The 25,382-nt window shown below is 57.1% G+C and carries 15 protein-coding genes and 2 pseudogenes; 12 read left to right on the top strand and 5 right to left on the bottom strand.

Annotation, left to right across the window (positions count from 1 at the left end; genetic code table 11):
• Positions 1 to 222 precede the first annotated feature (222 nt).
• The gene (locus ACVWYI_RS30465; protein WP_456664010.1) at positions 223 to 609 is read left to right on the top strand and encodes a hypothetical protein; all 387 of its coding nucleotides are present in this window, start codon (positions 223 to 225) and stop codon (positions 607 to 609) included.
• Positions 610 to 975: 366 nt separating this feature from the next.
• On the opposite strand, the gene ACVWYI_RS30460 is transcribed toward ACVWYI_RS30465, so the two are convergent.
• Positions 976 to 2,061: an IS5 family transposase gene (locus tag ACVWYI_RS30460; RefSeq protein WP_456661595.1), complete on the bottom strand. Its 1,086-nt coding sequence runs from the start codon at positions 2,059 to 2,061 to the stop codon at positions 976 to 978.
• 564 nt (positions 2,062 to 2,625) lie between these two features.
• Here ACVWYI_RS30460 and ACVWYI_RS30455 point away from each other — a divergent pair.
• The 4 genes from ACVWYI_RS30455 to ACVWYI_RS30440 all read left to right on the top strand — a co-directional run bounded on the left by ACVWYI_RS30455 (position 2,626) and on the right by ACVWYI_RS30440 (position 6,941).
• A complete protein-coding gene (locus ACVWYI_RS30455) occupies positions 2,626 to 3,153 on the top strand; it encodes a hypothetical protein (RefSeq protein WP_456664009.1) in 528 nt (175 codons plus the stop codon).
• Between the two features lie 1,191 nt (positions 3,154 to 4,344).
• Positions 4,345 to 4,590, top strand: coding sequence for a hypothetical protein (locus ACVWYI_RS30450; RefSeq protein ID WP_456664008.1), 246 nt, complete (start codon positions 4,345 to 4,347; stop codon positions 4,588 to 4,590).
• 157 nt (positions 4,591 to 4,747) lie between these two features.
• Positions 4,748 to 5,878, top strand: coding sequence for a serine/threonine protein kinase (locus ACVWYI_RS30445; protein WP_456664007.1), 1,131 nt, complete (start codon positions 4,748 to 4,750; stop codon positions 5,876 to 5,878).
• Positions 5,865 to 6,941: a nucleotidyltransferase family protein gene (locus tag ACVWYI_RS30440; protein WP_456664006.1), complete on the top strand. Its 1,077-nt coding sequence runs from the start codon at positions 5,865 to 5,867 to the stop codon at positions 6,939 to 6,941. Before ACVWYI_RS30445 ends, ACVWYI_RS30440 begins: the two co-directional genes overlap by 14 nt.
• Before the next feature lie 55 nt (positions 6,942 to 6,996).
• Here ACVWYI_RS30440 and ACVWYI_RS30435 read toward each other — a convergent pair whose 3' ends face one another.
• Positions 6,997 to 7,377, bottom strand: a complete 381-nt coding sequence (locus ACVWYI_RS30435; protein WP_456664005.1) for an H-NS histone family protein — start codon at positions 7,375 to 7,377, stop codon at positions 6,997 to 6,999.
• A gap of 724 nt (positions 7,378 to 8,101) precedes the next feature.
• Between ACVWYI_RS30435 and ACVWYI_RS30430 the strand changes: the two genes are divergently transcribed.
• On the top strand, positions 8,102 to 8,470 hold the full coding sequence (locus ACVWYI_RS30430) for an H-NS histone family protein (protein ID WP_354104729.1): 369 nt from the start codon (positions 8,102 to 8,104) through the stop codon (positions 8,468 to 8,470).
• 57 nt (positions 8,471 to 8,527) lie between these two features.
• On the opposite strand, the pseudogene ACVWYI_RS30425 reads toward ACVWYI_RS30430, so the two are convergent.
• From ACVWYI_RS30425 to ACVWYI_RS30415, 3 genes and pseudogenes are all read right to left on the bottom strand, one after another.
• Positions 8,528 to 9,999 (bottom strand): annotated as a pseudogene (locus tag ACVWYI_RS30425) (exopolysaccharide biosynthesis polyprenyl glycosylphosphotransferase).
• 247 nt (positions 10,000 to 10,246) lie between these two features.
• Entirely contained in the window at positions 10,247 to 12,259 is a 2,013-nt protein-coding gene (locus ACVWYI_RS30420; RefSeq protein WP_456664004.1) for a hypothetical protein, read from the bottom strand.
• A 75-nt stretch (positions 12,260 to 12,334) separates the two neighbouring features.
• Complete coding sequence (locus ACVWYI_RS30415; RefSeq protein WP_456664003.1) at positions 12,335 to 14,671, bottom strand: AAA family ATPase; 2,337 nt, start codon at positions 14,669 to 14,671, stop codon at positions 12,335 to 12,337.
• Between the two features lie 349 nt (positions 14,672 to 15,020).
• Here ACVWYI_RS30415 and rfbC point away from each other — a divergent pair, with 349 nt between their 5' ends.
• From rfbC to ACVWYI_RS30385, 6 genes and pseudogenes are all read left to right on the top strand, one after another.
• Entirely contained in the window at positions 15,021 to 15,578 is a 558-nt protein-coding gene (gene rfbC / locus ACVWYI_RS30410) for a dTDP-4-dehydrorhamnose 3,5-epimerase (protein WP_456664002.1), read from the top strand.
• 14 nt (positions 15,579 to 15,592) lie between these two features.
• The gene (rfbB, locus tag ACVWYI_RS30405; RefSeq protein WP_456664001.1) at positions 15,593 to 16,651 is read left to right on the top strand and encodes a dTDP-glucose 4,6-dehydratase; all 1,059 of its coding nucleotides are present in this window, start codon (positions 15,593 to 15,595) and stop codon (positions 16,649 to 16,651) included.
• Between the two features lie 7 nt (positions 16,652 to 16,658).
• Positions 16,659 to 17,648, top strand: a complete 990-nt coding sequence (gene rfbD, locus ACVWYI_RS30400) for a dTDP-4-dehydrorhamnose reductase (RefSeq protein WP_456664000.1) — start codon at positions 16,659 to 16,661, stop codon at positions 17,646 to 17,648.
• Positions 17,557 to 18,445: pseudogene (gene rfbA, locus ACVWYI_RS30395) on the top strand (glucose-1-phosphate thymidylyltransferase RfbA). The gene rfbD and the pseudogene rfbA overlap by 92 nt, the downstream one beginning before the upstream one ends.
• 109 nt (positions 18,446 to 18,554) lie before the next feature.
• A complete protein-coding gene (locus ACVWYI_RS30390; RefSeq protein WP_456663999.1) occupies positions 18,555 to 19,451 on the top strand; it encodes a polymer-forming cytoskeletal protein in 897 nt (298 codons plus the stop codon).
• Complete coding sequence (locus ACVWYI_RS30385; protein WP_456663998.1) at positions 19,423 to 25,377, top strand: DUF4082 domain-containing protein; 5,955 nt, start codon at positions 19,423 to 19,425, stop codon at positions 25,375 to 25,377. The genes ACVWYI_RS30390 and ACVWYI_RS30385 overlap by 29 nt, the downstream gene beginning before the upstream one ends.
• The last annotated feature ends 5 nt before the right edge of the window (positions 25,378 to 25,382 follow it).

Raw genomic sequence — 25,382 nt, 5'->3', positions numbered from 1 at the left:
TTCAGTGTGTCCATTGTTCAATTAATAAAAATAATCATTGGAGCATATAAATAAGAAGTTGCAACGGGCTCAATTCCCACATGGCAGCCAAGGCGCCGTCGGGGAGCCCGGCGACGTCTGTGATTATCTATGGAATTGAAATGCTATAGCTTAAGGTATATTCCTCAGATATTTGGGTAGAATAATATTGTCGATGTCGCTCCCATAAATTGAGCTATTCCAATGTCGATGCATTCATTACCAAGCACACATATCGCTTCGCTCAACAAGTCGCCCAATAAATCCAATCCGGAGCTCCCATTCTCGTCGGAGCATGCGGATGCCAAGCTTCTTCACTTGGGGTGTAGGTTCAGTCGGGTGACGGATATTGCTAAAACGTGGCCACCGAGGCAACGGAGGGCTCTCCAGGAGCAGTTGGACAAGGTTGAGCGTGAAATCGAGATGTACATTCAAGTCGATGGATTTGAAAAAGATCGGTTCAATCGAGAGTCTTACTTATGGACTGCAGAGGATCGAATCGAGTGGCAGGAAACACAAATTGGCAATGCTCAACGTCTGAACGAACTACTTGAAGAGCGTAACGATCTGCAAAAGCAGCTTCGATCGTAAGAGCGCAGCCTTTAGCCCCGTGCCACCGAACAGGGCGCACCGAGAGGCTCATATGGGCAATATCAAAGAGGTCATTCTTCGAGCGGTACCCCAAATGTTGTTCTTCACGGGATATGCGGCTGTCTTTCTGCTTGCGGTGCATCTTTACGTCTCGCTAGCGTGGGGTGCACGACAGTAACGCGGAGGAGGTGGCACGCAGTGTCCCTTTCGCTGCCGACCAGGCTGGCTCCGATTTTCGTCCTAGCAGTCTGCTGAAAAACCTTGAAATGGAGAATTTTCATTTTTCCGCCGGTCGTTTTTGGAGCGGCGCGGTAGAGTTGGATGTAATTTCTAGCTTGTTATTGAGTGTGCCCCGGCGCGGGGTGGCTATGCGGCGAGCAGTTTGGGAATTCGGATCAGGTTATAGGCGATCAGATTAAGCAGGAAGTCGGCGGCGACGCGAGCGATGCCCCGATGTTTGGTCTTGCGCATGGTGCCATGCTGCTTGCCCCATCCGAAAATGCACTCGACCATCGCCCGGCGCGATTGCGACATGCCGTATCCCGGATGCCGCGTGGTTCGTTCGTCGATCGCGCTGTTACGGTTCTTGCCGGTTTTGGTGATGGCCTGGTTCTGTGTCACATGCGGCGTCACGCCGATGGCGCGAAGGTTGGCGACATGATCGGCCGTATCGTATGCCTTGTCCTCACCAGCCGTGATGCGGCGACCTGCGGCTTTGCGTCTCGCCTTCAGCATGACCTCCGCAGCCCGGCGTTCGGCGGTGCCATTGGCATGCGTGACCCTGCCGGCCACCGCCAGCCCATGCCGGTTCTCCATGGTGGCGTGGCCCATATAGCAAAGCTTGGCCTCCCGTCCGGCCGCCTTGCGATAAAGCCTGCTGTCCGGGTCACTGGTGCTCGCATGGGTGTCGTTCTTGCGTTTCTGGCCATGGAAGTTGGCGCCGTCATCATCGTCGCCGCTGCCGTCCTTGGGGCGAAAACTCTTCTGCGAAGCCCAGGCTTCGATCAGCGTTCCGTCCACCGAAAAATGCTCGTCCGACAATAGCGGCTTGACCTGAGAATGGTTCAGAAGCCTGGTCATGAACTTCGTGAACACATCGCCGTTCTGCAGCCGCTCCCGGTTCTTGGTAAAGGTGGTCGGGTCCCAGACCGGATCGTCCGGCGACAGTCCCACGAACCAGCGATACAAAAGATTGTAGTCCAGCTGCTCCATCAGCTGGCGTTCCGAGCGGATGCCGTAGAACACCTGCAGCAGCAAGGCGCTCAGCAATTGCTCCGGAGGGATCGAAGGACGTCCCTCGCTGGCGTATAGCTTTCCAAGGCTGCGGTTCAAATCATTCAAAACATCCCGGACAAGTTCCCGGACCTTCCGCAGCGGATGGTTCGCTGGCACACGTTTATCCGGCGCGATGTACGAAAACAGGCCGCCCTGATCCGTAAACCTGCCGCGCATGATCGTCTCCGCCGATTCGAGATGATAAAGTGAATCATCAAGTCCCCTTCCTGGCGAGGGGTTTTTCAGCAGACTGCTAGGCCCTAAAGCTGCGCCGATGGCGAGCACGGTGGATCATTCGAAAACTCAGACGGATCTATCAGTAAGATGTCACCCCGGCGGGAGGAAGGACTAAGCAGCAGGCGCCCCGCCAAAACGTGAGGGCCCCATTGAGGCCATCTCCCGGGAATTTATGCGATTGAACATTCTTCACGACGGCAAAGCGAGCGGATGCTGTTAGGGCGACGGCACTCAACCGTGCGCTGCCGGAGGGGTACCCTGGCCTCAAAGCCGGCGAGATTCCATGCCCGCGATTGCGTGTGCCCGGCCCTTGGGCTCTCATTCCGCGTGCGCTCCAACCTTGCTCGCAATGCATCGCAAAGAGACATAAGGCCGGCATAGGTCGCCAAATCTTGTTCAATTATTTAATTTATTCAAGTGAGAAACTTTAAACGGCAAGCTTAAATTCGACAAAATACAAGGCGTTCTCTTGGCTGGGCGGGGCCATTAATCGGGAGTCCCTGCATGTTTAGTCGAGTAGTAACTGCGTTAATTTTCGCTTTAACAATCTCCGTTTCTTCGGAGGCGCGCCCTTTACGTCCTCCTCCACCCGAATGCAACGTCACTATGCCCTGCGATTTTTCAACGTCGTTGGTGCACATGCAGAGATCTAGCAGATCAGCACGAGGTCTAAAACCAGATGCTGTTCGGAGCTTAAGGATGTCCGCAGTCAGCTCAGACATGGCTGAGACTGAGATCGTCGGCGGTCGTCCAGCCGGTTGCCCTCGATCGTTCTGTGGATGTGGTGCGGCAATACGAGTGTTTGGTCGCATAGTGCCGGAACTTAACCTGGCGGCTAATTGGCTGCGTTTTCCGCGCGCCTCGCCCGCCCCGGGAATGGCTGCAGCGCGACGCGGACACGTCTTTGTCCTGGAGCGGCACATCGCCGGTGACATCTGGTTGGCGTATGACGCAAACTCGGGAGGGCACGCGACGAGGATCCACGCGCGCTCCCTAAGGGGGTACACCATCGTGAACCCTCGCTCAGCCTAGCAGCATCGTGCAGCGCGTCCCAATCAGGACTCCACATCCAGGAGGCGCGCCTCCTGTCGAGAACCGCAGCGGAGATTCGCTGCGGCTTTTTCTCGCTCGGACAATTTGCAGGCGACCAGTCGTTTAATGTTTTGCAGGAGCCGTTATCGGCGATCGGGCCGATGAACGAGATCCGCATCCCCGCTTAGCGCGGTCGCCTGCGAAGTTTGAAGCTAGGCGCGATTCCACCCGGTGAGGGCGAAGCGACCATGATAGCGATCAGCTGAGAGGAGGTAGGACCCTGATCTCTCAACTGCACATAGCCGCTGCGGATCTGGCCGAAGCGGCATAGCAACAGTCTCCATTGAGAATCGCATCATTTCGCTTCTATCAGGCGCGGCCAAGTTCCTTTCCACGGGTCGGAAGGGGGAGCGCAATAGAACTCAGCAAGCGCGGTGCCAAATAAGGCTATCCATCCGGTCCGCATTCCATCGTTAATTCGGCTAGACGTATACGCCGACGATATTCGACATCAGCACGACGGCGCCCCTCCGAACATCTTGACAAGCTGAGTGACCGGCTCTTCCACCCAAGCCTCGCGAGCAAACCAATTGTGATTGGCGCGGCAAATTGGACAATGAGTATTGCCGAAAAACACGACGCTTCGCAGAAATGTCTCACGATCGGACATGATACCGGTGGGAATAACGTGACCGGTTTGGGGGCACTTGACCATTAATCATACCCATGTAGGCCTTTCCTAGATATTGCTCGCTGCTGATCGGAAACCGGCTGGCTTGAGTGGGAGTGCTGTTTACTTAGCGGCATCGGGCACTGGGCGTTTGCTTGGCGCCATGAGAGATGCCGGTGACGGCGCTTCTCGACAGCTTCACTCCCCGTTCTTCACTTCGTCATATGTTCGCTTCGAAAAAATCAATTTGCAAATTAAATCGCATTTGCCCGAATGAATCGAGCGTATGCGTTCTGGAAATCAGAATAAGGCTCGATGGATATCTGCCGTTGATGAGCCGGCTAATCGTCGGCGGGTCTCTGAGCGCCTTCTACGAGCGCGCCCCTTGGTATCAAGGGGGATGGTGCAGGTTCAATCATACGGCGCATTTTTATTATATTTGACGCCGCGAATATTTATTGTCAATTCTGCCGCATGACGTAAGCTAACTTTTGTAAGTTGTACTGTGCTGGGAGGGAACCATGTGGGAATCAAATCATAACAAGCGCAACATCGGCTCCGCCACGCTGCAATTCGCCAAAATGCGCGACCAATTAATAATCATCGGTGAGAGAGAACGCATTTTAAAAGAGCGCAGTGCTGATCGTGAAGCCTGCCGGTATCTGTTGGACGCTTACCGCTTAGCTGTGCGGCACAGCGATTGTACAGAAGATGTGGTGAACAATTCTCGAACCAGAACAGGCGAGGGCAATCAGCTGGCTGCTTGACCCGTCGGTGTCTGGCCATTTTCGAAGTGATGTGTGCCCACGCTAGATGCTGGGCTTGGATCTGAGGCGGCTGTTCGTTCCATCGAAGGCTGTGGAACAGTGCATCGCAGATTTCGTCGCGGTTGGCTCGGCACGGTGACGAGATTGAATACTGCTCATGTTGGCTGGAGCCGTGCTCGAAAAATCATCAGAAAAAGTGGTGTTGAGGCCAGCTGTGGATGCAGTCTTCGCACTGCTGGATGGCCGACCCGTGCTATTTAGTGAGACAAGGCAGAACATCTATCAGCTGGACCAGCTGGGTGCATTTATCTGGTGCAAGTTGGCAGAGGGCGCTTCTTTGGCAACCGTTTATCGGGAGCTCGGAGAGCTGGACATTGTTGAGCACGCGGCGCGCCGGTTCACGTGGCAGGCTATAGACGCTTGGACAGATCAAGGGCTGCTCGACGTCGATTGGCAAATCTCGGCCAGTTGTGCCTTCTCAGCCATTTTAGGGCGGCATCGTATCAGTGTCCGGGCTGACAATCGGGAGCTCCTGCAGCGGTTGGTTTCGCTATTTTGCATCCTGGACAACGAGGATGGCGAAAACGATATCGCAATCGAGGCGATGCTGCTGGACGATCGAGTGTTCTTCCGAGGAATTGACGGGGGCGTCCACAGATGTGAACTCGAAGCACTTGCACCTACAGTCAAAGCGTACTTGACCGAGCGGCTTATTCGAAGCGATCGATGGGTCTTCGCCCTCCATGCCGCGTCTCTTGCGAATTGCGGGACTGGCTTGCTGTTGTGCGGCCAGCCGGGAGCCGGCAAGTCGACGCTTACACTGCAATTGGTGGACGCAGGATTTCAGTATGCCGGTGACGATGTTGCGCTGATTGGCGATGATGGCGCGGTCTGTGGATTTCCATTTGCTCTCACTCTCAAGGAAGGGTCATGGGAGTTGTTGTCGCTGTTGCATAGCAGTTGGGACGGCGTCACGCATTGCAGGGCCGACGGCGCTCAGGTGCGATACTTGCCAATTCGGAACACGCACATTGGAAGCCTTTCTGCGAGTTGGATCATTTTTTTGAACCGGGTTGCGAGCGGCACGGCCGAGCTGGTATCGCTGGATCAGCTGGATTCGATGAAGCGGCTCATTGACGGCGCATTTGCCGCCGACGGAAGGCTGTCGCAGGCCGGGTTTTTTGCTTTGAAGCGGATTGTTGCCGGCGCGCGATCGTTTCAGCTTACCTACTCCCAGTCGGGTGAGGCCCGGGCGCTGCTGATGGACTTGTGCAATGGCAAAGCATAGTGCGGCACTGACGAGCCTCTGTAATTGCCTTCGAGGTTTGCCGCCTGCCGATGTGGAGTGGACGTCCGTAATCGGCCTCGCAAACCAGACGTTAACGACGCCCGCGCTTATTGACTTCGTCGATCAATTTGCATCGGTGTTGCCGGACGACGTCTGCGCGTATATCCGACAGATCTATCACCGAAACGTACTGCGCAACGACCGGTTGGCGGTTCAATTGGAAGAAGCCGTCGTTGCGATGAATAACCGGGGAGTTACGCCAGTGCTGCTCAAGGGGGCGGCGACGCTAGCCACCGTGGCTGACGAGCGGCGCGGAGTTCGGCTGATGTCCGACCTCGATCTGATGGTTATACCGGACGAAGTTGAAAGAGCGGTCGCTGCACTTCGAGCAATTGGCTATCAAATTCATGATCAGGCTCGTCCCGAAAGCCGGAGATGGTTTGTAGAGCTGATTCGGTCGACAGATGCCGGCGCTATCGATCTTCAGCGGGCCGTCCCAGGCCCCGCATACGCCTATCGTCGCGCCGGACATGCTTTGAACCATTGCGTTTTTGCGCCGCTAGGGCGGGGGAGCGTGCGAATTCCGACGCCCACGTACCGAGCGCTCATGTTGATCATCCATGATCAATTTCAAGACTATGGTTATTGGCTCGGCGACATGGATCTGCGGCATTTGGTTGAATTGCGTGATCTGAACAGCTCCACTGGGGGGCTCGACTGGAATGAGCTTGCCTCTCATGTTTCCGGCGAGTTGACGAGGAATGCGGTCGAAACCCAGCTGGTCGTTCTCGCTGCGCTGCTTGGAGTCGAGATTCCGCACGCGCTGCGCTCCCGACTAATTCCGCGGCTACAGCTTATTCGTCAATTGATGCAAGCGCGCTTTCCGGCCTCACGTCTGCCCTTGCTGGCAATGACGGTCCTGGACCTCAGAAACTACCGGCGGGAGGCGACCGTTGATCACGCGCAAACCAGCGCGCGCCGTGGATTGTGGTCGATGCCGAGAGTGGACACCTTACAGTTTCTGTGGAAGGCGGCTACCGTGGCTCGTGCTGGAAAAGTCTAGGGTCGACAGCGACGTCTGACAGATCAGCGGCAAAATTTTGCGATCGCAAGCCGAGTCAGGAGTGCTCTCGATCATGAGCATTACGATCTGACGATTCGCCGGTCTCGCGGACTCTGAACTCCTCCAGCGTGTGGCCTGATTGGAGGGCGGCTACCAGCCAGCGAGGCTGTTTGCCACGTCCTGACCAAGTCTCTGTCGGCTGCAGCGGGTTGTAGTATTTGGGCATGACCTTGGGATATTTGCGGCGCGGGAGTTGGCTCGTCTCCGCCGCCCCGCTTCCAGCTTGGCCCAATTGCTCGGGTTGGTTGAGTTGCGCAAGACGTTTTTCCAGTTCCCGCTTCTCGGCGGTTATCTTTTCAGCAAGAATCTTGGTCAGCTCCTCGTGGAGAAGCCAAAGTTCCTCAAAATCCATAGCTTCGAGATCCTGCTTGCGCATAGCATTCTCGTCACCGTTCGACTGACTGGTTGTCCATCTATCATCTTCTACATTCGAGTATCGTGACCCGAGCCGCGAATGAACGATTGACGAAGTCAGCACCGGAATTGACCTGACAATAAAATTATTATATATGATTTAATAATTATTGCGACGATTATTTATTAATGCTTTCGACAAGCAAAGAAATTGCGGATGGAGGAGTAGTCTTGATCGAACTTCCTCTTGAACGTCTTCAAGATTCAGTCAGCCGATTCATTGTTCCCTCGGCTTCATTTTCGGACATCCAGGCTCTGATGGCCCAAATCGAGCTCAGGCAGCGTGCACTGCGGGATATCGAAGTCATTCGCTGCCGTCTGCGGGTATGGGACGACCGTACGGTAATAAGGATGCCCAGACGAAGGAAGGGCGCCTCCGCGCGTCAAGCGTCCTTCTTGAGGCTGCGGCGCGGAAAGTTGTTCACGCGGCCGGCTTGATCTCATCCCCCAGGTCCGGTTTGACGTTTGATGTGTTCCGCGGCCCTGCGCTGGGCGCGTGAAATTACTTCTCCGCGGTTAAATTCTGCGGATCACTCATCTTCCAGACTTGATTAATAACCGAGACGCAGCTATCTGGAACGAAGGTTCCAGTCGGTTCCGCGCATTTTGCGGGGATAATTTGGCTCTTTGTCTTGATTAATGTCAATCGGGCCAATATTAGATGATCGCAACTAAAAGGTGAGCCCATGTCGGCTAAGAAACTCGAACTAGAATCCATGTCTCTTGACGATCTCTGGTCGCTTCATGAGGAAATTAGCGGGATGTTGTCTGAGCGGATCAAAGCGGAGAAGCACGAACTGGAGAAGCGCTTAGCAGTTCTCGGGGGCGGGATGGCTGTTTTAGCGGACTCCCGTGGCGCAGGCGCGTCTCCGACCGGCAAGCAGAGGCGTAAATATCCACGAGTTCTGCCGAAGTATCGGAATCCACAGACGTCCGAGACCTGGTCAGGGCGCGGCAAGCGGCCGCGGTGGTTGGTTGCAGCCGTGAAGTCTGGTCGAAGGGTCGAGGACTTTCGTATAGGCGAAGCGGGTCCTAAGCTTCGTCAGCGGGGCTGACCGGATCGGCAATGATCGGCGGCAAGCTAGCCGGCGCAGCCACATAAATCTGTGCGCCTAGTAGGCATTGCGGCCACGCAGCACCTCCACGGGGGTTCGCAGCAAGATTGCGAGATCCAACCGAGGGCTCCAGTTGTCGATGTACCAGAGATCATATTGCACACGTGTTTCGACCATGACCGCTGTGGGAGTCGGGCCGCGGCAGCCGTGGACTTGAGCCCACCCGGTCAATCCCGGCCTGACCCTGCGGCGAAGGGCATAGTTGCGCACCAGCTTGTCAAATTCTCCGTCGTGAGCCAAGGCATGAGGACGGGGGCCCACCAGTGACATGCTGCCGTCGAGTACATTCAGCAGCTGTGGCAGTTCGTCGAAGCTTGTCCGGCGCAGCCATTTGCCGACGCGGGTAACGCGTCGATCGGCGCGGTTGGCCTGAAGGATCACAGGCCCGTCCTCGAGCACATGCATCGTCCGAAATTTGCGGATCAAGAAGGTCCGGCCGTTAAAGCCGCAGCGTTGTTGTCGAAAGAATACAGGGCCAGGAGAATCCAGCTTGATCGCCGCCGTAGCCAGCGCGAGGAGCGGTGCAAATATCGTCAAGGCGAGACCTGCGCCAACAAGATCAATGGTTCGCTTCGTCGCGCATTCGATGGGCGTGAGGGGACCGCGCTGAAGTTCTACACAAACGGCACTTCCAAGACTCCGCGTAGGATGTCGAAGCAACTCGGATGTTGTGCCGACCGGCACGAACATGATCGGGAAAGGCAATACCCGCAAATCGGCAACCAAGGCCCGAAGTTCGGGCCATCGCTCCGGGTTAGCTTCCACCACCACCTGGTCGAGCTGGGAACTGCGAATGTAGTCAATCACGCGGCTGGCGAGCCGCCTTCTGCTGGCGAGAGACCGAAGCCAATCGGAGGCAAGCTGAACCTTCCCTTGACGCAGTAACCGTGCATTGCCAACGTTTCAGACAGCCCGGCATTTTCCGATAGCGGTTGATCGCTGATCAAAGCGATGTTCGTGCTAGCAAATTTTCTACCGCTCAGGCCTCTACCGAGAAGTGTCCTGACACCCCACCGTTCGGCAATAAGCAAGCCTAGGCCGATGACAGCGAAGAGTGAGCCTGCTTCTTGAGAAGAGCCCGGACCAATCGCAAAGCCGTACACGGCCCAAATCAAAAGCAACAATGACGTCCAGGCCAAACACAGGGCGCGTATCTGATTTCGGAGGACGAGGAGCTCAACTGGCCGATAAAGGCCATGGGTCTTCAACAGGCAAACGAGACAAGCTGCGCTGACTAGTGCCAAGCAAAGTGCGTTACTCAAGTCACCTGCAGCCTGCGCATTTTGAATTTGGTGCAGCAACCTAGAAACGACGCTCGCGAATAGAATGGTGGCAACATCCGCACAGAGCGCCACGTATTCGATCGAGTCGTATCGGAGGGGCCAGTTATGCTGGCGGGGTACTGCTGGCCGGGGACTGACACAATCCGTCTCATCTTGATCGGGGAAATGTCGGTTCACGAAATTCATTGTCGGACACCCTAGATTAACTATTTAATTTATTATTAATCTATGGGATTTATCAAGTATGAAATGACGGTTCGTGTGATTTAAATTTGCCCGAAGTCATGGTCCGTGCCGGAAATTCTTCCGGTGCCGGAACTCGCAACGCAGTCGGGTGGGCTCCGTACCCGGGTCCTGGAGCCGCAGTTTCACTCGCGGAGCGTTTTGTCGCAGAAGTAAGGCTTCCAAGCCGCCGTCACAGAGCCAGAGGATTCTATCGAGAACCCTGACGAGAACGCGGCGCGCGCATGTTGTCGAGGTACGTCGGATCCAACTCCGAAATTAGGCTCTCGAGATAGATCTTCCCCTCGGTTGAGGCTGACCGGTACGCGGTCACAAGCGCTGGTCTGATAGCAGATCCACGCGTAACGACGAGGCGGACGTCCCGCTTGATCAAGTCCCGAAATTCAAGCTCCCGTACCACAGCATCTGTAGCGAGCGCGACCGATAGCCTTAGCGGCAGCAGATCCAAATCGTTCGGCGCAGTATAGTACGACATCTTGAGCATGGCTGCCGTGCTGGACTGGGACGAATTCTGCTTCGACGCCGCCGCGAGCATGAGCCAAATGTCGCCGTGAAGCGGCGAAGAGTGCAATGACCGGACCAAAGAACTCGACGCTGCCGGAAGTTCGGTCTTTTGCTCGTCCGCGGCGAGAGCTGGCTCCCCGCGGGATCGCGATTCCCCTTGGATTCGAAAGTCTTCGCGCGCGGCCGCAACCGAAACTGGTTTCGAGATTCCGTTTGGCCATGCCGTTGCGGCCGAAACAGCTGCCGACAAAGAAGACTGACCAGCGAGATACCACGTGGGGAGAACCATCCATATTGTCTGCATGATCAGCACTATTCCAAGCACCATCAGGGCAACGCGCGGCCAAATGGTGACAAGCGCTGAGGCGAGCCTTGGACGAGACGCCGGAACGGGACCGGCCATCCAATTCGAGGCCTCTTTCGATTCCACGATTAAGACCTCGCGGCCCACACCGGGTACGCTTTGGCCGAACGCAAGCCCAAAAAGCGCTGCGACCAGGAGCGATGCGCCCAGACCCAGAATTCCGTGGTCGGAAAACGCTAGTATTGGCAGTGCAATCGAAGCGCCGGCGCCCAAGGCTGGATATACGTAATCGTGACCTCGTGACAGAGAACGCCTGAACAGAATACAAGCGCTGAGCATTGCTATCACTACGAGGCCGCAAAGGAATGCCCACCCCATGTCGATAACGATTGCAGCGGCAGCCGTTGACCTTTCTCGCGGGGCGCCGATATCGACGTCCCGATAAAGAGGCAAGAGGACCGTCGAAGCGCCGGCACCGGATCCCGCGGGCCTGACGTCCTGTAGCATCCGTTCTGTCGCGATCTGGCTGCTCGTTGACAACGCGATCGTCACATCGGTGTTAGTCCTGAATGGAATGACGGTTGCGCCGGCAATAAAGAGTATTGCGGCGGTTGCGAGAACACCAGCGGTCCCCCACAAGCCCAAATACCACCTCCGAATACTGAACACCGAGACCAAAGTTCCTGATCCAAGGAGGGCGGCAATGACGGCGGCCGAGTTGGTCCGAATGAGCAGCGCGGTCATGCACACAATCATTGCGATGATCGCGGCGGACAGAGCAGGGAGCGGGGCCGGCGCGACTTTTCCTGGCCGACTGTGCCGCCGCAATTGATCCACTGCGCGTATTGCCGTCGCGCAGGCGAGCAAGACGCCAAGCACAGCGACGGTTGAGCCATCGGGGCCGGCGACAGCACGTGCTTCCTTACCGAACCACATGGCTGTCGCAATGGTGGCTACCGACAGTAGGATATGCAGGACTTGCGCTGCGCGATATCGGTCAAGCGTGACGACCGCAGTGACGAAGGCCGCGGCGAGCACAGCGCAATACTGCGCGAGCGAGAGCATAGTCGCACCGATATCGACAGTAATCATTTCGGCGAGAGGCTCGTTTAAGGCCGCCGAAGCAGTTGTCCAGATGGGATTGCCGAGCGTGTCCACGGGCATCGGCACCGCCTGTAACGCCATCCAGAGCGCCGGCGCCGCGAGTACAACGACGAGATTAGGTCGGAGCAGCTTGGCGAGCCCGAGGGGGGCGGATGACGGAAAGATCGCTACAACGAACGCGGCTATTGCAAGTATGAACGATGCCAATCCCAAGCTCTGTAGGCTTTCCGGCAATGTGAGCGCCGCGGTGATCGCCCCTAACTCGGCTAACATGACCAGCCGGATAATCATTTAAACACCACCTTGTCGCGCGGCCACTCCACTGATCCGCTAGGCGGAGAACGGGGAGGCCACTACGAGACAGCCTCAAGACCCAGAAAGCCCATAATGGATGTAGTGGCTATCGTGATAGTAGTAGCTCTGATGACCGTCGTATCGAGCCATGGCCTTGGTATCCGTTTTGCTGAGAACTGCTCCGATCAGCGATTCGTGAATGTTGGGTGCAGTGTGCAGTGCGTGCTGGACGACATCTATTCTGGTGCGGCCCCATTCAACAACTAGGATATAGCAGTCTATGAGAGATGAAGTGACTCGAACATCGACTAAGGGCGTCAGTGGGGGAAGGTCGACGATGACGTAGTCATATTCAGCTCGCAAGCGGTCGAACAGTTTGCTCATCGCGTCGGCGCAAAGAATCTCGCTGGTGTGAAGCAGAGGCCCTCGCCGCACGGCGGGTAGAAATGCAAGATTGGTCGTAGGATCCCGCCAAATAGTCTCCTCGAGTGAGCGGCTGCCATTCGCAACTTCGACGATTCCGCCGACAGCTTTCGGCGCAAATGTAGCAGACAGTGAGGGATTCCTGAGGTCGCAATCGACGATGATGGCTCTCTTGCCGGTGTGCCCGATCAATTGCGCGAGCGAGGCTGCAATCGTGGTCTTCCCCTCATTCGGCAGGGCCGAGGTAATGCCGATGACCTGGGAGGAGATTTTCGCCGGATTGTGGTCGATGGCCAGCTTGATGGAACGGATTGCCTCGGTATATCGAGATAGCGGCATCCCGATCACGGTTCGATGAATTGCGGTTGGAGACGAAGCTATCTGTTGCTGAACATCATCGTGGGTTTGCTGGGGTCGAACTGGTAGCTTCGGAAATTTGCGGGCCGGCAACAATGGGACCAAAGACAGGCAAGGCAATTCCAACACACTTTCTACTTGCGAAGAGGTACGAAAGACGCGGTCCATGATGTCTCGGAGGAGCGCCAAGCCGACGCCCAGCGCGAGACCACCGAGGATGCCGAGCGCCAGCACCAGCTTTGACTTTGGCTTGCTCTTGCTCGGTGGCGGCGAAGCGGGGAAAAGTAGCCGGGTTTCGGAGATTGGGAATGTCTCCTGCTGTGCGGAGCCCATGTAACGCTGCAGGAAGGTCTCGTACAAGCTACGCAAGCCCTTTGCCCGGCTTTCCAAGTCCTTGATAGTCAGTTCAGCAGAGTTGACTGAACGGGATTGCGAAACCGCCTTGGACAGCTGCTTTTCGATTTCTTGCTGACGTTGTTTGGCGAATTCGAATTCGCTTCGGCTGACTTCGGCAAGTCTCTTGACTTCGTCGAAAATAGAGACGCGAAATTCCCGCGCGCGGTTCCGGATATTGACAACTGCCAGGTGATCGCGACCCACCCTGGCCGACAACTCGGCCTCACGCCTCGTGAGTTCTAGATACTGCTGACGCAGCCCCGTAATGATCGGACTATTCGTCGCATCGGCCCCGACAGCATCCAGATTGCCCATCGTGAACCGCTTTGTCGGATCGGAGGCCAGGAGAGCTTCATAACGAGCCAACTTGGCCGTGGCCTCTGAGGTCTGGGCGCGTGCGGCAGCCAATCGATTGTTGATTTCCATAATCTGCTGTTCGTCGATGGGCTTTCCGTCCAAAGAAACGATATTGTTCTGGGCCTTGTAGACGTCGACGGCACGTTGTGCAGTGAGAGCTTGGTCGCCAAGATCGCGCAGCCTTTCCTGCAGCCAGCTTGTTGCCCTGCGATTGGCATCGAATTTTGCATTGAGCTGATCCGCAACATAAGTGTTGGCTACAGCGTTGACGATTTCCGCTGCTCTGGCTGCGCTGCTCGAATTGAAACTGATCTCAATGACGTTGCTGTACCCGACACGCCCCGCTGAAAGCCGATTCAGAAATGCGTCAACGATAGTGTCCGATGGCCCGGTCTGCGTATCGGATGGGTCGTCTTTCTTCGATCCAGGCGAGGCCCAAGACCGAATTCGCTGCCAGAGCGGTTGCAGAGATAGCCCTGACGCATTGAAGTCCGGAGTGTCCACCAGTTTCAATTGATCTATTACCGCAACTGCGGTGGCCTTTGATCTCAGGAGCTGAAGCTGGGTCTCGATTTGATTAAGATCGAAGGCCGGCTCCGCGAGAATAGATTGCTGCTGAATAAACTGGGGCCTTGGATTGGCCAACAGGATCTGAACCTGCGCCGTATAGGTTGGAGGCGCCAACCGGAGGTAGAGCAGGCTGGCTGCAGTTACGAGTCCAGCGGTGACAAGGATCACGAGATATTGGCGTCGGAGAAGCCCGATGCCGAAATTGATGACGTCGTTGATCCCTCCGCCCTCTGTCTGAACGGGTTGGGCCAGCCCGGTCACCGGAATCCGCAGTCTATCCGCGTGTCGAAGATTGTTCTGGAGCATCGCGTACCTGTCCGACGGTGGGGCACATTAGGGCCGCCCGCCCGCAGACCGAGGTTTATGGGGGGACGAACGGACGGCGAGGGAGTATATGCATATAAAAATCTACTTGCCAAATTAAATGAACATATATTAAATGGAATAAATAAAAATGAATATGGACCCGCCGCTTCGGCCCGGCATTGGCAAATTAGAAGATTTTTATGGGCGTTACGATCAGCCTGTATTTGGAGCAAGAATAATGTGAGCTTTCGAGCCCGATAGGCGCACGGATAATTAATTCCATTGCGGATTAGGGTCTGTCGCAACAAACCCCCGATGGGAAAATGAGGGCCGGTAAGGAGGATGCCCAATGCTGGAACTGCGATCCTTGGCTATCCCTGATGTCAAAGTAATTCGAACAGATCGGTTCTCCGATGCCCGCGGCTACTTCTGTGAGACCTTTCGGCGATCAGCTTTTGCTGAAAAGGGGATCCTCCATGACTTCGTTCAGGATAATCAGTCCAGCTCAGATCGGATCGGCACAGTGCGCGGCTTGCATTTCCAGCGACCGCCCTTCGCCCAGGCCAAGCTCATACGGGTGTTGAACGGGGCCATTCTGGATATTGCCGTTGATCTCCGGCGTTCATCGCCCACCTTCGGCAAGCACATCGCCATCCAGTTGGATGGCGAAAGCGGTGAGCAGCTGTTCATTCCCAAGGGATTCGCGCATGGTTTCTGTACGCTGCAGCCCAAGACCGTCGTCTTGTACAAAGTCGACCAGGTCTACGCGCCGAGCCATGACTGCGGCGTCTATTGGGCTGATCCCGCATTAGCAATCAAGTGGCCGGTGACAACCTCAGAGGCTCAGATATCGCCAAAGGACCAGACCCTTCCTGCGCTCAGCCAAGTTGCTTGCGTTTTCGAATAGCGGAGATGAGTAAAATGCGTATCTTGGTGACCGGCGGAGCGGGCTTTATCGGCTCTGCGGTGTGTCGCCGTTTGGTGTTGCAGACCGGTGCCGCAGTAATCAACGTCGACAAGTTGACATACGCAGCCGACCTGGCTTCGCTGGCGAGCATCGAGGGGCTGGGGTCCTATGCGTTCCTGCAGTCCGACATCTGCGATCGACAGGTTATGGATCTCGCGTTCGCCGACTACGAGCCGGATGCGATCATACATCTGGCCGCCGAAAGCCACGTCGACCGTTCGATCGCCGGGCCCGAGGCCTTCGTCAGCACCAACATAGTTGGCACCTACACGCTGTTGGAGGCGGCCAGGATCTACTACGAACGTCTGCCGCTTCCGCGGCGGAAGCAGTTCCGCTTCATCCACGTATCGACAGACGAAGTCTACGGTTCATTGGGGCCGGAGGACTTGTTTCGCGAGGACACGCCCTACAGGCCGAGTTCGCCGTATTCGGCGAGCAAGGCGGCCTCGGACCACCTCGCGCTCGCGTGGTTCAGAACCTACGGACTGCCGGTCGTCGTGTCGAATTGTTCGAACAATTACGGACCGTACCAGTTTCCGGAAAAGCTCATCCCGTTGACGATCCTCAATGCGATCGACCGGAAGCCACTACCGGTCTATGGCGACGGCGGAAATATTCGCGACTGGCTTCACGTCGATGATCATGCCGCCGGCTTGATAAGACTTCTGTACGAGGGGAGACCGGGTGAGAAATACAATTTCGGCGGAGACAGCCAGCGATCCAACCTGGAAGTGGTCACCCGGATTTGTGATGTGCTGGATCGGTTATCTCCGGGCGCGGGAGTGAGACGATCTCTCATTGCCTTCGTGCCGGATCGTCCGGGACATGATTCGCGCTATGCCGTCGACGCGTCGAAGGCACATCGCGAACTTGGCTGGGAGCCGACGAGAACCTTCGAACAGGGCCTGGCCGAAACGGTCGGATGGTATCTCAAAAACCGTGCATGGTGGGAGCGTGCTCGCTGCGGTGTCTATGACGGCTCGCGTCTGGGTCTCCTCGCGATCCAACATTGAGGTGAAGATGACCGATCGACCCATCCTCATTGCCGGGCGGAATGGGCAGCTGGCAATGTGCCTGCGTGATCTCGCCGCAATGCGCGGTCTGCCTGCTGTGGCTCTCGGGCACCGAGAACTTGATCTGGAGAACCGCGAAGGAATCGACAAGCTCATCGCTTCGATCGCGCCGTCTGCAATCATCAATGCGGCCGCTTATACGGCGGTTGACAAGGCCGAATCTGAAGCAGCGAAAGTGTTTACCATCAACCGCGATGGCGCGGCGACGCTAGCAAATGTCGCTTGGCAGATGAGCGTGCCACTCATCCATCTCTCGACCGACTATGTGTTCGACGGCGCGAAACCGGATGCGTATGACGAAAGCGACATCCCCGCGCCGTTGAATGTCTACGGCGCGTCGAAGCTTGCCGGCGAAGCTGCCGTATTGGCCACGCATCCGCTCGCGACCGTGATCAGATGCTCGTGGCTTTACAGCCCTTATGGCAGCAACTTCGTTCGAACGATGCTGCGGCTATGTGAGACGCAGCCCATTGTAAGGGTTGTTCGGGATCAACATGGAAATCCGACCTCAGCATTGGACCTTGCGGAAGCCGTCCTTCGGATTGCAGAACGGTCAGTAACGGCCGATCGCAGGGCCACAGCCGGTATTTTTCATCTCGCCGGTCAAGGTGAGACAAGCTGGCACGACTTTGCGCAGGCAATCTTCTACGAGCTTTCCCGTCGTGGAGCGCGAATTCCGGCGCTCGAAGCGATCACCACCGAAGAGTTTCCCACCGCTGCGCGTCGGCCACGGAACTCGTGCCTGGACTCATCTAAGGCCGAACGTGTGTTCGGGATTCGATTGGCCCCTTGGCGCCACTCACTCGAAGTCTGTCTCGACCGGCTGGTTGGAGAAGGAGAAACCGATGCTCAAGGGAATCGTGCTGGCTGGCGGCAGCGGAACGCGCCTCTATCCGATCACGCACGTGGTCAGCAAGCAGTTGCTCCCGATTTATGACAAGCCGATGATCTATTATCCCCTGTCGACGCTGATGTTGGCAGGAATTCGCGAAATTCTGATTATCACCACGCCTTCAGACAGGTGTCAGTTCGAGCGGTTGCTGGGGGACGGCAGCCAATGGGGCATTCGGCTCAGCTACGCGGAACAAACCCGCCCCGCCGGTCTCGCGGACGCCTTCATTGTTGGTGCCGATTTCATCGGAACCGATCGGGTGGCGATGGTGCTTGGGGACAATATCTTCTTCGGCGATGGCTTGAGCGAATTGCTTGCCAGGGCGGCAGGCCGTGAGGAAGGCGCAACCGTTTTCGCTTATCACGTGCGGGACCCAGAACGATATGGCGTCGTCGCGTTTGACGAGGCGGACCGCCCAGTATCGATCGAGGAGAAGCCCAGACGGCCACCTTCGAATTGGGCGATTACGGGGCTGTATTTTTTCGATAATCGCGTTGTCCGCTACGCCCGTCGCGTCGAGCCATCGTCGCGGGGAGAGCTCGAGATTACCGATCTTCAGATGCGCTACCTTTCAGCCAGCGCGCTGCACGTTGAGCGCATGGGCCGGGGGTTTGCCTGGCTGGATACCGGCACGGTCGAGTCTCTTATTGATGCCGGGATGTTCGTACAGACCCTTGAAAAGCGGCAGGGAATGAAGGTTGCCTGTCTCGAGGAGGTTGCCTTCAGACTCGGCTTCATCGATCGTGATCAACTTCTCGCGCTTGGCGCAACCGTTGGAGAAGAGCGGTTACGGCAAATATCTGAACGAAATCACTCGGCTGACGCATTTTGCTTCGAAATAGCGCTCCTTGGTCGATAATTTTATTTGTTTTAAACATGTGCACATTGAATTGACCTGCGGTTCAAAATATAATTAAATGTCTAAGAGTTATTTGTTTAATTGGATTGGCGATGCTTATTCAAAAGGCCAGCGCCTTTGGTCGGGGAGCCCGGGCCGTTTTTCCAGCGGAAGATATTCCCGCGGGTTTGAATGTTTTTTGGCGAGAATCGCCGTTGTGGAATGCATTCGAGGACTCCGATCCGCCCGGCCTTTGGATCCCGCTGTTTGCTCATCGGCCAGCAAGCGGGCTATCCGGTCCGCCCCATCTTTTCTCTGCTCCCTTCCAAACGCGATTGTCTGATCTGCTGTCGTCGACGTCTTTGACGAGCCGCTATCACAGTCCGACGTTCCCATTTGCAGCAAACGAACGGACGTCGCCGACATCATCATCGATTTCGGCCCCGAGCACCACGCGATGGACCAATTCCAGCAGTGGAGTCTGGGATATTGCTACGAATTGGAGCGCCGGCGTCCCGACGATCTTTGACTCTGCGGTCCTCGATGCGGCAGGAGCGTATGTCGTCACCAGCGCGTCCAGCGTTGATATTAAGAGTCTGGTCGTTGATGCAGGCGCGACGCTTTCGTTTGGTGTCGGATCGCCCTTTATCGTCGAAGGCGATGTAGTGAACAACGGGGCCGTCGAAGCAGGGTCGTTCCCTGGCGATGGTATTGCTACAGGGAAGCTTAAGGGCGATGTCACCGGCACAGGATCTTTCGAAATTGCAGACAAGGCGATCCTTGAGATTGAAGGTTCGGTTTCCGGGCAGTTCTTGAATGGATCGTTCTCCGGCATAATCGTGTCGTTCGACACGGGAGCTGGCACGCTTGTCCTCGATCAGTCGGCCAAGTTCCACGGGTTGATCGCAGGTTCGTCGCCGGGGGGCAGCGCTTTCGTCAGCGAACCTGATCGACCTGAAAGATCTACCCTTCACATCGTCGATGTCGGCGACCGTCCAATACGACAATAGCTCGAATATCAGCGTAGTTGATTTCAGCAATGGTGCGGCCGATGTCACCCTATTGTTCTCGGGGATGGACTCGAATTGGAATTTTAAAAGCGATGGGCAGGGAGGCACCATTGTCTCCGATCCACCGCCGAATCCCATCGTACTGGAAAACCAGAAACCAGGTACGCCGAAAAGTGTCTGGCAGATTCAGCCGGGAGACAATTCGACTCTGACCCAAGGGTTTGCGACAGCAATCAGCACCGATGTCGGGGGGACGGTCCAATTCAAGATCAACAATCTGACTGGCAACCCGAATTACCACGTCGATGTTTACCGCCTAGGCTATTATGGAGGCGATGGTGCCAGACTAGTTACGAGTCTGCAGCATCAGGCGGCAGCCTCGGTCGTCCAACCCGCTCCGTTAAGTGACCCGTCGACTGGCCTCGTAGATGCCGGCAACTGGAGCGTAACCGACGCCTGGAGCGTGCCAACCGATGCAGTCTCGGGCGTCTACATCGCCAGCGTCATCAACGGCACCCAGATTTTCCAGATCCCGTTCGTCATAAGGAACGACGCTTCGCACAGCGATATAGTCTTGCAGACAAGTGATGAGGACTGGCAAGCTTACAACGGTTGGGGAGGCGCCAACCTTTATTTCGGGAACGGCCCGGGCATCAATGGATCAGCCTACGCGGTCAGTTACAACCGCCCCCTCGTAACGCGTGACGGCACCGGAACCTTTTCCGAAGGGGGAGACTCCCCGTTCACGGCCGAGTTCGCGGCCATTCAGTGGCTCGAGCAAAACGGGTACGATGTCTCTTACATTTCAGGAATCGATGCTGCGACAAACGGCTCGTTGTTGCTCAATCACAAAGTGTTCATGGATGCGGGGCATGACGAGTATTGGACCGAAGCTCAGCGCGCCAACGTAGAGGCCGCAGCGCACGCTGGTGTGAACCTTGCGTTTCTCACAGCCAACGAAATTTTCTGGAAAACGAGGTTGGCACCCAGCATCGATGGCAGCGGAACAGCCAACCGCACGCTCATCAGCTACAAGGATACGCACGCAAATGCGCTGATTGATCCATCAGGACAGGCGACCGGCAACTACTCTGACCCGCGGTTTAGTGCTCCTCTTCCCTCGAATGAATTGACTGGTACATTGTTCGCGGTCAACGCATTCCGGTACGATACGATCACGATACCGTACTCGATGACCCAGTTGCGCTTCTGGCGCAATACGGCCGTCGCGCAAACCTCCCCCGGACAGACCGCCTCGCTCGTACCCGGCCTATTGGGCGTTGAATGGGACGTCGCGCCGGACAACGGATTCCGTCCGGCGGGGTTGGTCAGTGTCTCGTCTTCGACAGTCAATGTGGACGGAAAGTATCTGCTTGATTACGGTAACACGTTCGGAGCAGGCACGGCGACCCACAACCTCGTGCTGCATCGGGATCCCGTTAGTGGCGCACTGATATTCTCAGCCGGTTCAATCAACTGGCCGTGGGCGCTTGCCAGCGACCACGACGGACCTGCGACTCCGGTGGACCCAAATGTCCAGCAGGCGATGGTCAACCTCTTCGCCGACATGGGCGTTCAGCCGGCGACGCTGCAGGCGAACCTGGTGGCCACGATTCAGTCGACAGACACTACGGCGCCGACCTCTGCCATCAGCAATCTCTCGGCGACCAGCGTTGTCGAGGGCCAATCGATCACGGTGACGGGGACGGCCACTGACGTGGGCGGCAAGATTGCCGGCGTCGAAATCTCCACGAACGGTGGAACAACGTGGCATCCAGCCAACAGCAACGTCGGCACGGCGAGCGTGACGTGGTCATATACGTTCGTCGCAAGCGCTCAGGGGGCATATAATCTCAAGACCAGGGCGGTCGACGACAGCCTGAACCTGCAAACACCTGGTACGGGCACGACCTACACGGTCACGCCGTCTTCCAGCCTGACGCTCTTCAGTCCGACCGACACGCCTGCGGTGATTTCGAACGGCGATTCCGGCGCAGTTGAAGTCGGCCTCAAATTCGTTCCTACCGCGTCGGGCAAGATCACTGGCATTCGCTTCTATAAGGCGCTTGATAATACCGGCACTCACATCGGCGATCTCTGGACCACCAACGGCACGCTGCTCGCGAGCGCCTCCTTTAGCAACGAAACAGCGAGCGGCTGGCAGCAGGTTGATTTCGCGACGCCTGTCAATGTCCAAGCGGGCGTCACGTATGTCGCCTCCTATCACACCAACACCGGCCACTATTCCTCGACGGACTTCTATTTCATCGACTATGACGGCATTACGAAAGGTGCGCTCACCGCGCCCGGTAGCAGCCTCAACGGCGTCTATGCCTACGGCAGTAGCCCGACTTTCCCCAGCAACACGTCCTCTATCGACGCCGCGAATTACTGGGTGGACGTCGTTTTCACCGATTCAGGAACGACGTCGCCGCAAGCTCACGAAGACAGCGGCTTCACGGTAAGCCAAAATGGCGTGCTGAACATTGCTGCATCAACGCTGCTCGCGAACGACACCAACCCGTCCGGGCTGGCTTTCTCGATTTCCAGCGTCGGTAACGCGGCCGATGGAAGCGTAAGCTACAATTCGCAGAACCAGACCGTGACCTTCACGCCCACCGCTGGCTATGCCGGGGCGGGGAGTTTCACCTACACGATCACGGACACGAGCGGCCAAACCGGCACCGGCCAGGTGTCGCTCAAGGTTAATTATCCGGCCTCGGCGCAGAGCCTGTTTGGCACCAATGATGCGCCGAGCGTCCCCAATGGCGGCGATACCAGTCCCATCGAAGTCGGCGTCAAGTTTACCGCATCCGTGAGCGGGACGATCACGGGCCTGCGCTTCTACAAGGGATCGTTGAATATCGGTCCCCATATTGCGGATCTCTGGAGCTCGACCGGAACCTTGCTCGCGACCGCCACGTTCACGAACGAGACCGCCAGCGGCTGGCAGCAGGTCAACTTCTCCACCCCGGTCGCGATCACGGCAGGCACCACCTACGTCGCGTCCTATCACACCAACGGCAATTATTCCGGTACCCAGAACTACTTCACGACGTCGCTTGTCAACGGCCAGTTGACGGCTCTGGCCGGCAGCAACGGAGTCTATGCCTACGGATCCGGAAGCGCGTTCCCGACGAATACCTACAAATCCTCGAACTATTGGGTCGATGTCGTCTTCAACGGCTCCGCTGCAACCAGCGCGCCGCAAGCGAACGCCGACAGCGGCTTCACGGTTAGTCAAAATGGCGTGCTGAACATTGCGGCATCGACGCTGCTCGCGAACGATACCAACGCGTCCGGATTGGCTTTCTCACTTACCAGCGTCAGCAACGCGGCCAATGGAAGCGTAAGCTACGATTCGCAGAACCAGACCGTGACCTTCACGCCCACCGCCAGCTATGCCGGGGCGGCGAGTTTCAGCTACACGATCACGGACACGAGCGGCCAAAGCGGGTCCGGCCAGGTGTCGCTCAAGGTCAATTATCCGGCCTCCGCGCAGAGCCTGTTCGGCACCAGCGCTGCGCCAAGCGTTCCCAATTCCGGTGATAGCAGCCCGGTCGAAGTCGGCGTCAAGTTTACCGCATCGGTGAACGGGACGATCACCGGCCTGCGCTTCTACAAGGGATCGCTCAATACCGGTCCCCATATTGCGGATCTCTGGAGCTCGACCGGAACGCTGCTTGCAACCGCCACGTTTACGGGCGAGACCGCCAGCGGCTGGCAACAGGTCAACTTCTCCTCCCCTGTCGCGATCACGGCAGGCACCACCTTCGTCGCGTCCTACCACACCAACGGCAACTATTCCGGTACCCAGAACTATTTCGCGACGTCGCTTACCAACGGCCAGTTGACGGCACCGGCCGGCAGCAACGGAGTCTATATTTACGGAGCCGGAAGCGCGTTCCCGACGAACAGCTTCAAATCCTCCAACTACTGGGTCGATGTTGTCTTCAACGGTTCCACCGCCGCCAATAATACGCCGCCAACCGCGGTTGCTGACGGCGCGGATGCGACCGAGAAGGGCGGCGCGAACAACAGCACTGGCGGTTCGCCCGCCATCGGCAACGTGCTGACCAACGATATCGATCCCGATTCCGGCGACACCAAGACCGTCACTGCATTCAGCTTCGGCTCGACCAACGGGATATTCAATACGCCTCTCGCGGGCGCACACGGCACGCTCTTGCTCAGTGCCTCAGGTGCCTTCACCTATACGGTGAACGAGAACGATGCGGCCGTGCAGGCCCTGCGGCAGTCGAGCAATACGCTGAGCGATGTCTTCAACTATACGATGCGGGACGCCGCCGGCGCCGCATCGTCGACCACCCTTACTGTCACCATTCACGGCGCCAACGACGCGCCGGTGCTGGCGATCCAGACCGGAAGCCAGGCTGCGACCGTGAGTTCCGCGTTCTCTCTGACGCTGCCCGCCGGCACTTTCACCGATGTCGATGCCGGCGACACGCTCACCTACGCCGCAGCTTCAGTCCTTCCCGCCTGGCTCACGTTCAATGCTCAGACCCGCACCTTTAGCGGCACGCCGACGTCTGCGAACGTTGGCACGCTCAGCGTTACGGTCTCTGCTGCCGACCTCGGCAATCTCACGAGCAGTGAGACATTCGATATCGCAGTGTCGGCAGTTCCGTCAACGGTGAGCCTGTTCTCGGGTTCGGACACCCCCGCACTGCGGTCCAATGGGGACACGTCTCAGGTCAACCTCGGCGTGCAATTCACATCCTCCGTGGCAGGAACGATTACCGGCATCAAGTACTTCAAGAGTGCAAATGACCTCGGCACTCATACGGGCTCGTTGTGGAGCAGCACCGGCGCGCTGCTGGCGACCGCGACTTTCACGAACGAGAGCAGCAGCGGCTGGCAGACCGTCACGTTCAGCAGTCCCGTAACCATCGCGGCTGGCACCACCTACGTCGCGAGCTTTCACAGCAACGGCCATTATGCCTCCAGCACCAACTACTTCACCACCGCTCGCGCCAACGGTCCACTCACGGCTCCTGCGAGCATCAATGGCGTCTACACCTACGGAACAACCAATCTGTTCCCGACCAGTAGCTATAACGCAAGCAACTACTGGGTGGATGTCGTGTTCAACAGCTCGAGCGGCGGCGCCAATCGACAGCCGGTCGCCGCAAACGACAGCGGCCTTTACGCCACGCAGAACGTCCCCTTCGGGATTCCGGCCTCGGTACTGCTTGCCAACGACACCGATCCCGATGGCGATACCCTCACGATCACGGGCGCGAGCGGCGGTGTGAATGGCAACGCCAGCTTCAACGCCCAAAGCAATAGCGTGACCTTCACTCCGACGACCGGCTACACGGGGCCGGCGTCCTTCAACTATGGTATCTCCGACGGCCATGGTGGCATCGCCAGTGCATCCGTCGCTCTCAATGTGACCGCTGCGTCTTCGACGACTGTGCGCCTGTTCAGCGCAAGTCAGGAGCCCAGCATTGTGGCGGCCAACGATCCACAGTCAGTGGAAGTGGGCGTCAAATTCCAGACGTCTAGCCCAGGCGATGTTGTTGCCCTTCGCTTTTACAAGGGGCCATCCAACACGGGCACCCACGTTGCGGATCTTTGGAGTAGCACCGGCACTTTGCTGACGACTGCGACCTTCACCAGCGAAACAGCCGACGGCTGGCAGCAGGTCAATTTTGCCACGCCCGTGACGATCATGCCGGGGACCACCTACGTCGCCTCCTATCACACCGCCGGGAATTATGCGTCCGATCCGGGCCTCCTCGCCAACGCAATTACCAACGGACCTCTGACGGCCCCATCCTCGGCATCGATCGCCGGCAACGGCGTGTTTGCGTACGGGTCAGATAGCCTGTTTCCGACCAACACTTACAACGCAACGAGCTACGGCGTTGACGTGGTTTTCAGGCAGCAGCTCGCAGCATAGGAGAC

The sequence above is a fragment of the Bradyrhizobium sp. LB13.1 genome (assembly GCF_054056815.1).
This window is presented reverse-complemented; position numbering and strand designations above follow the sequence as displayed.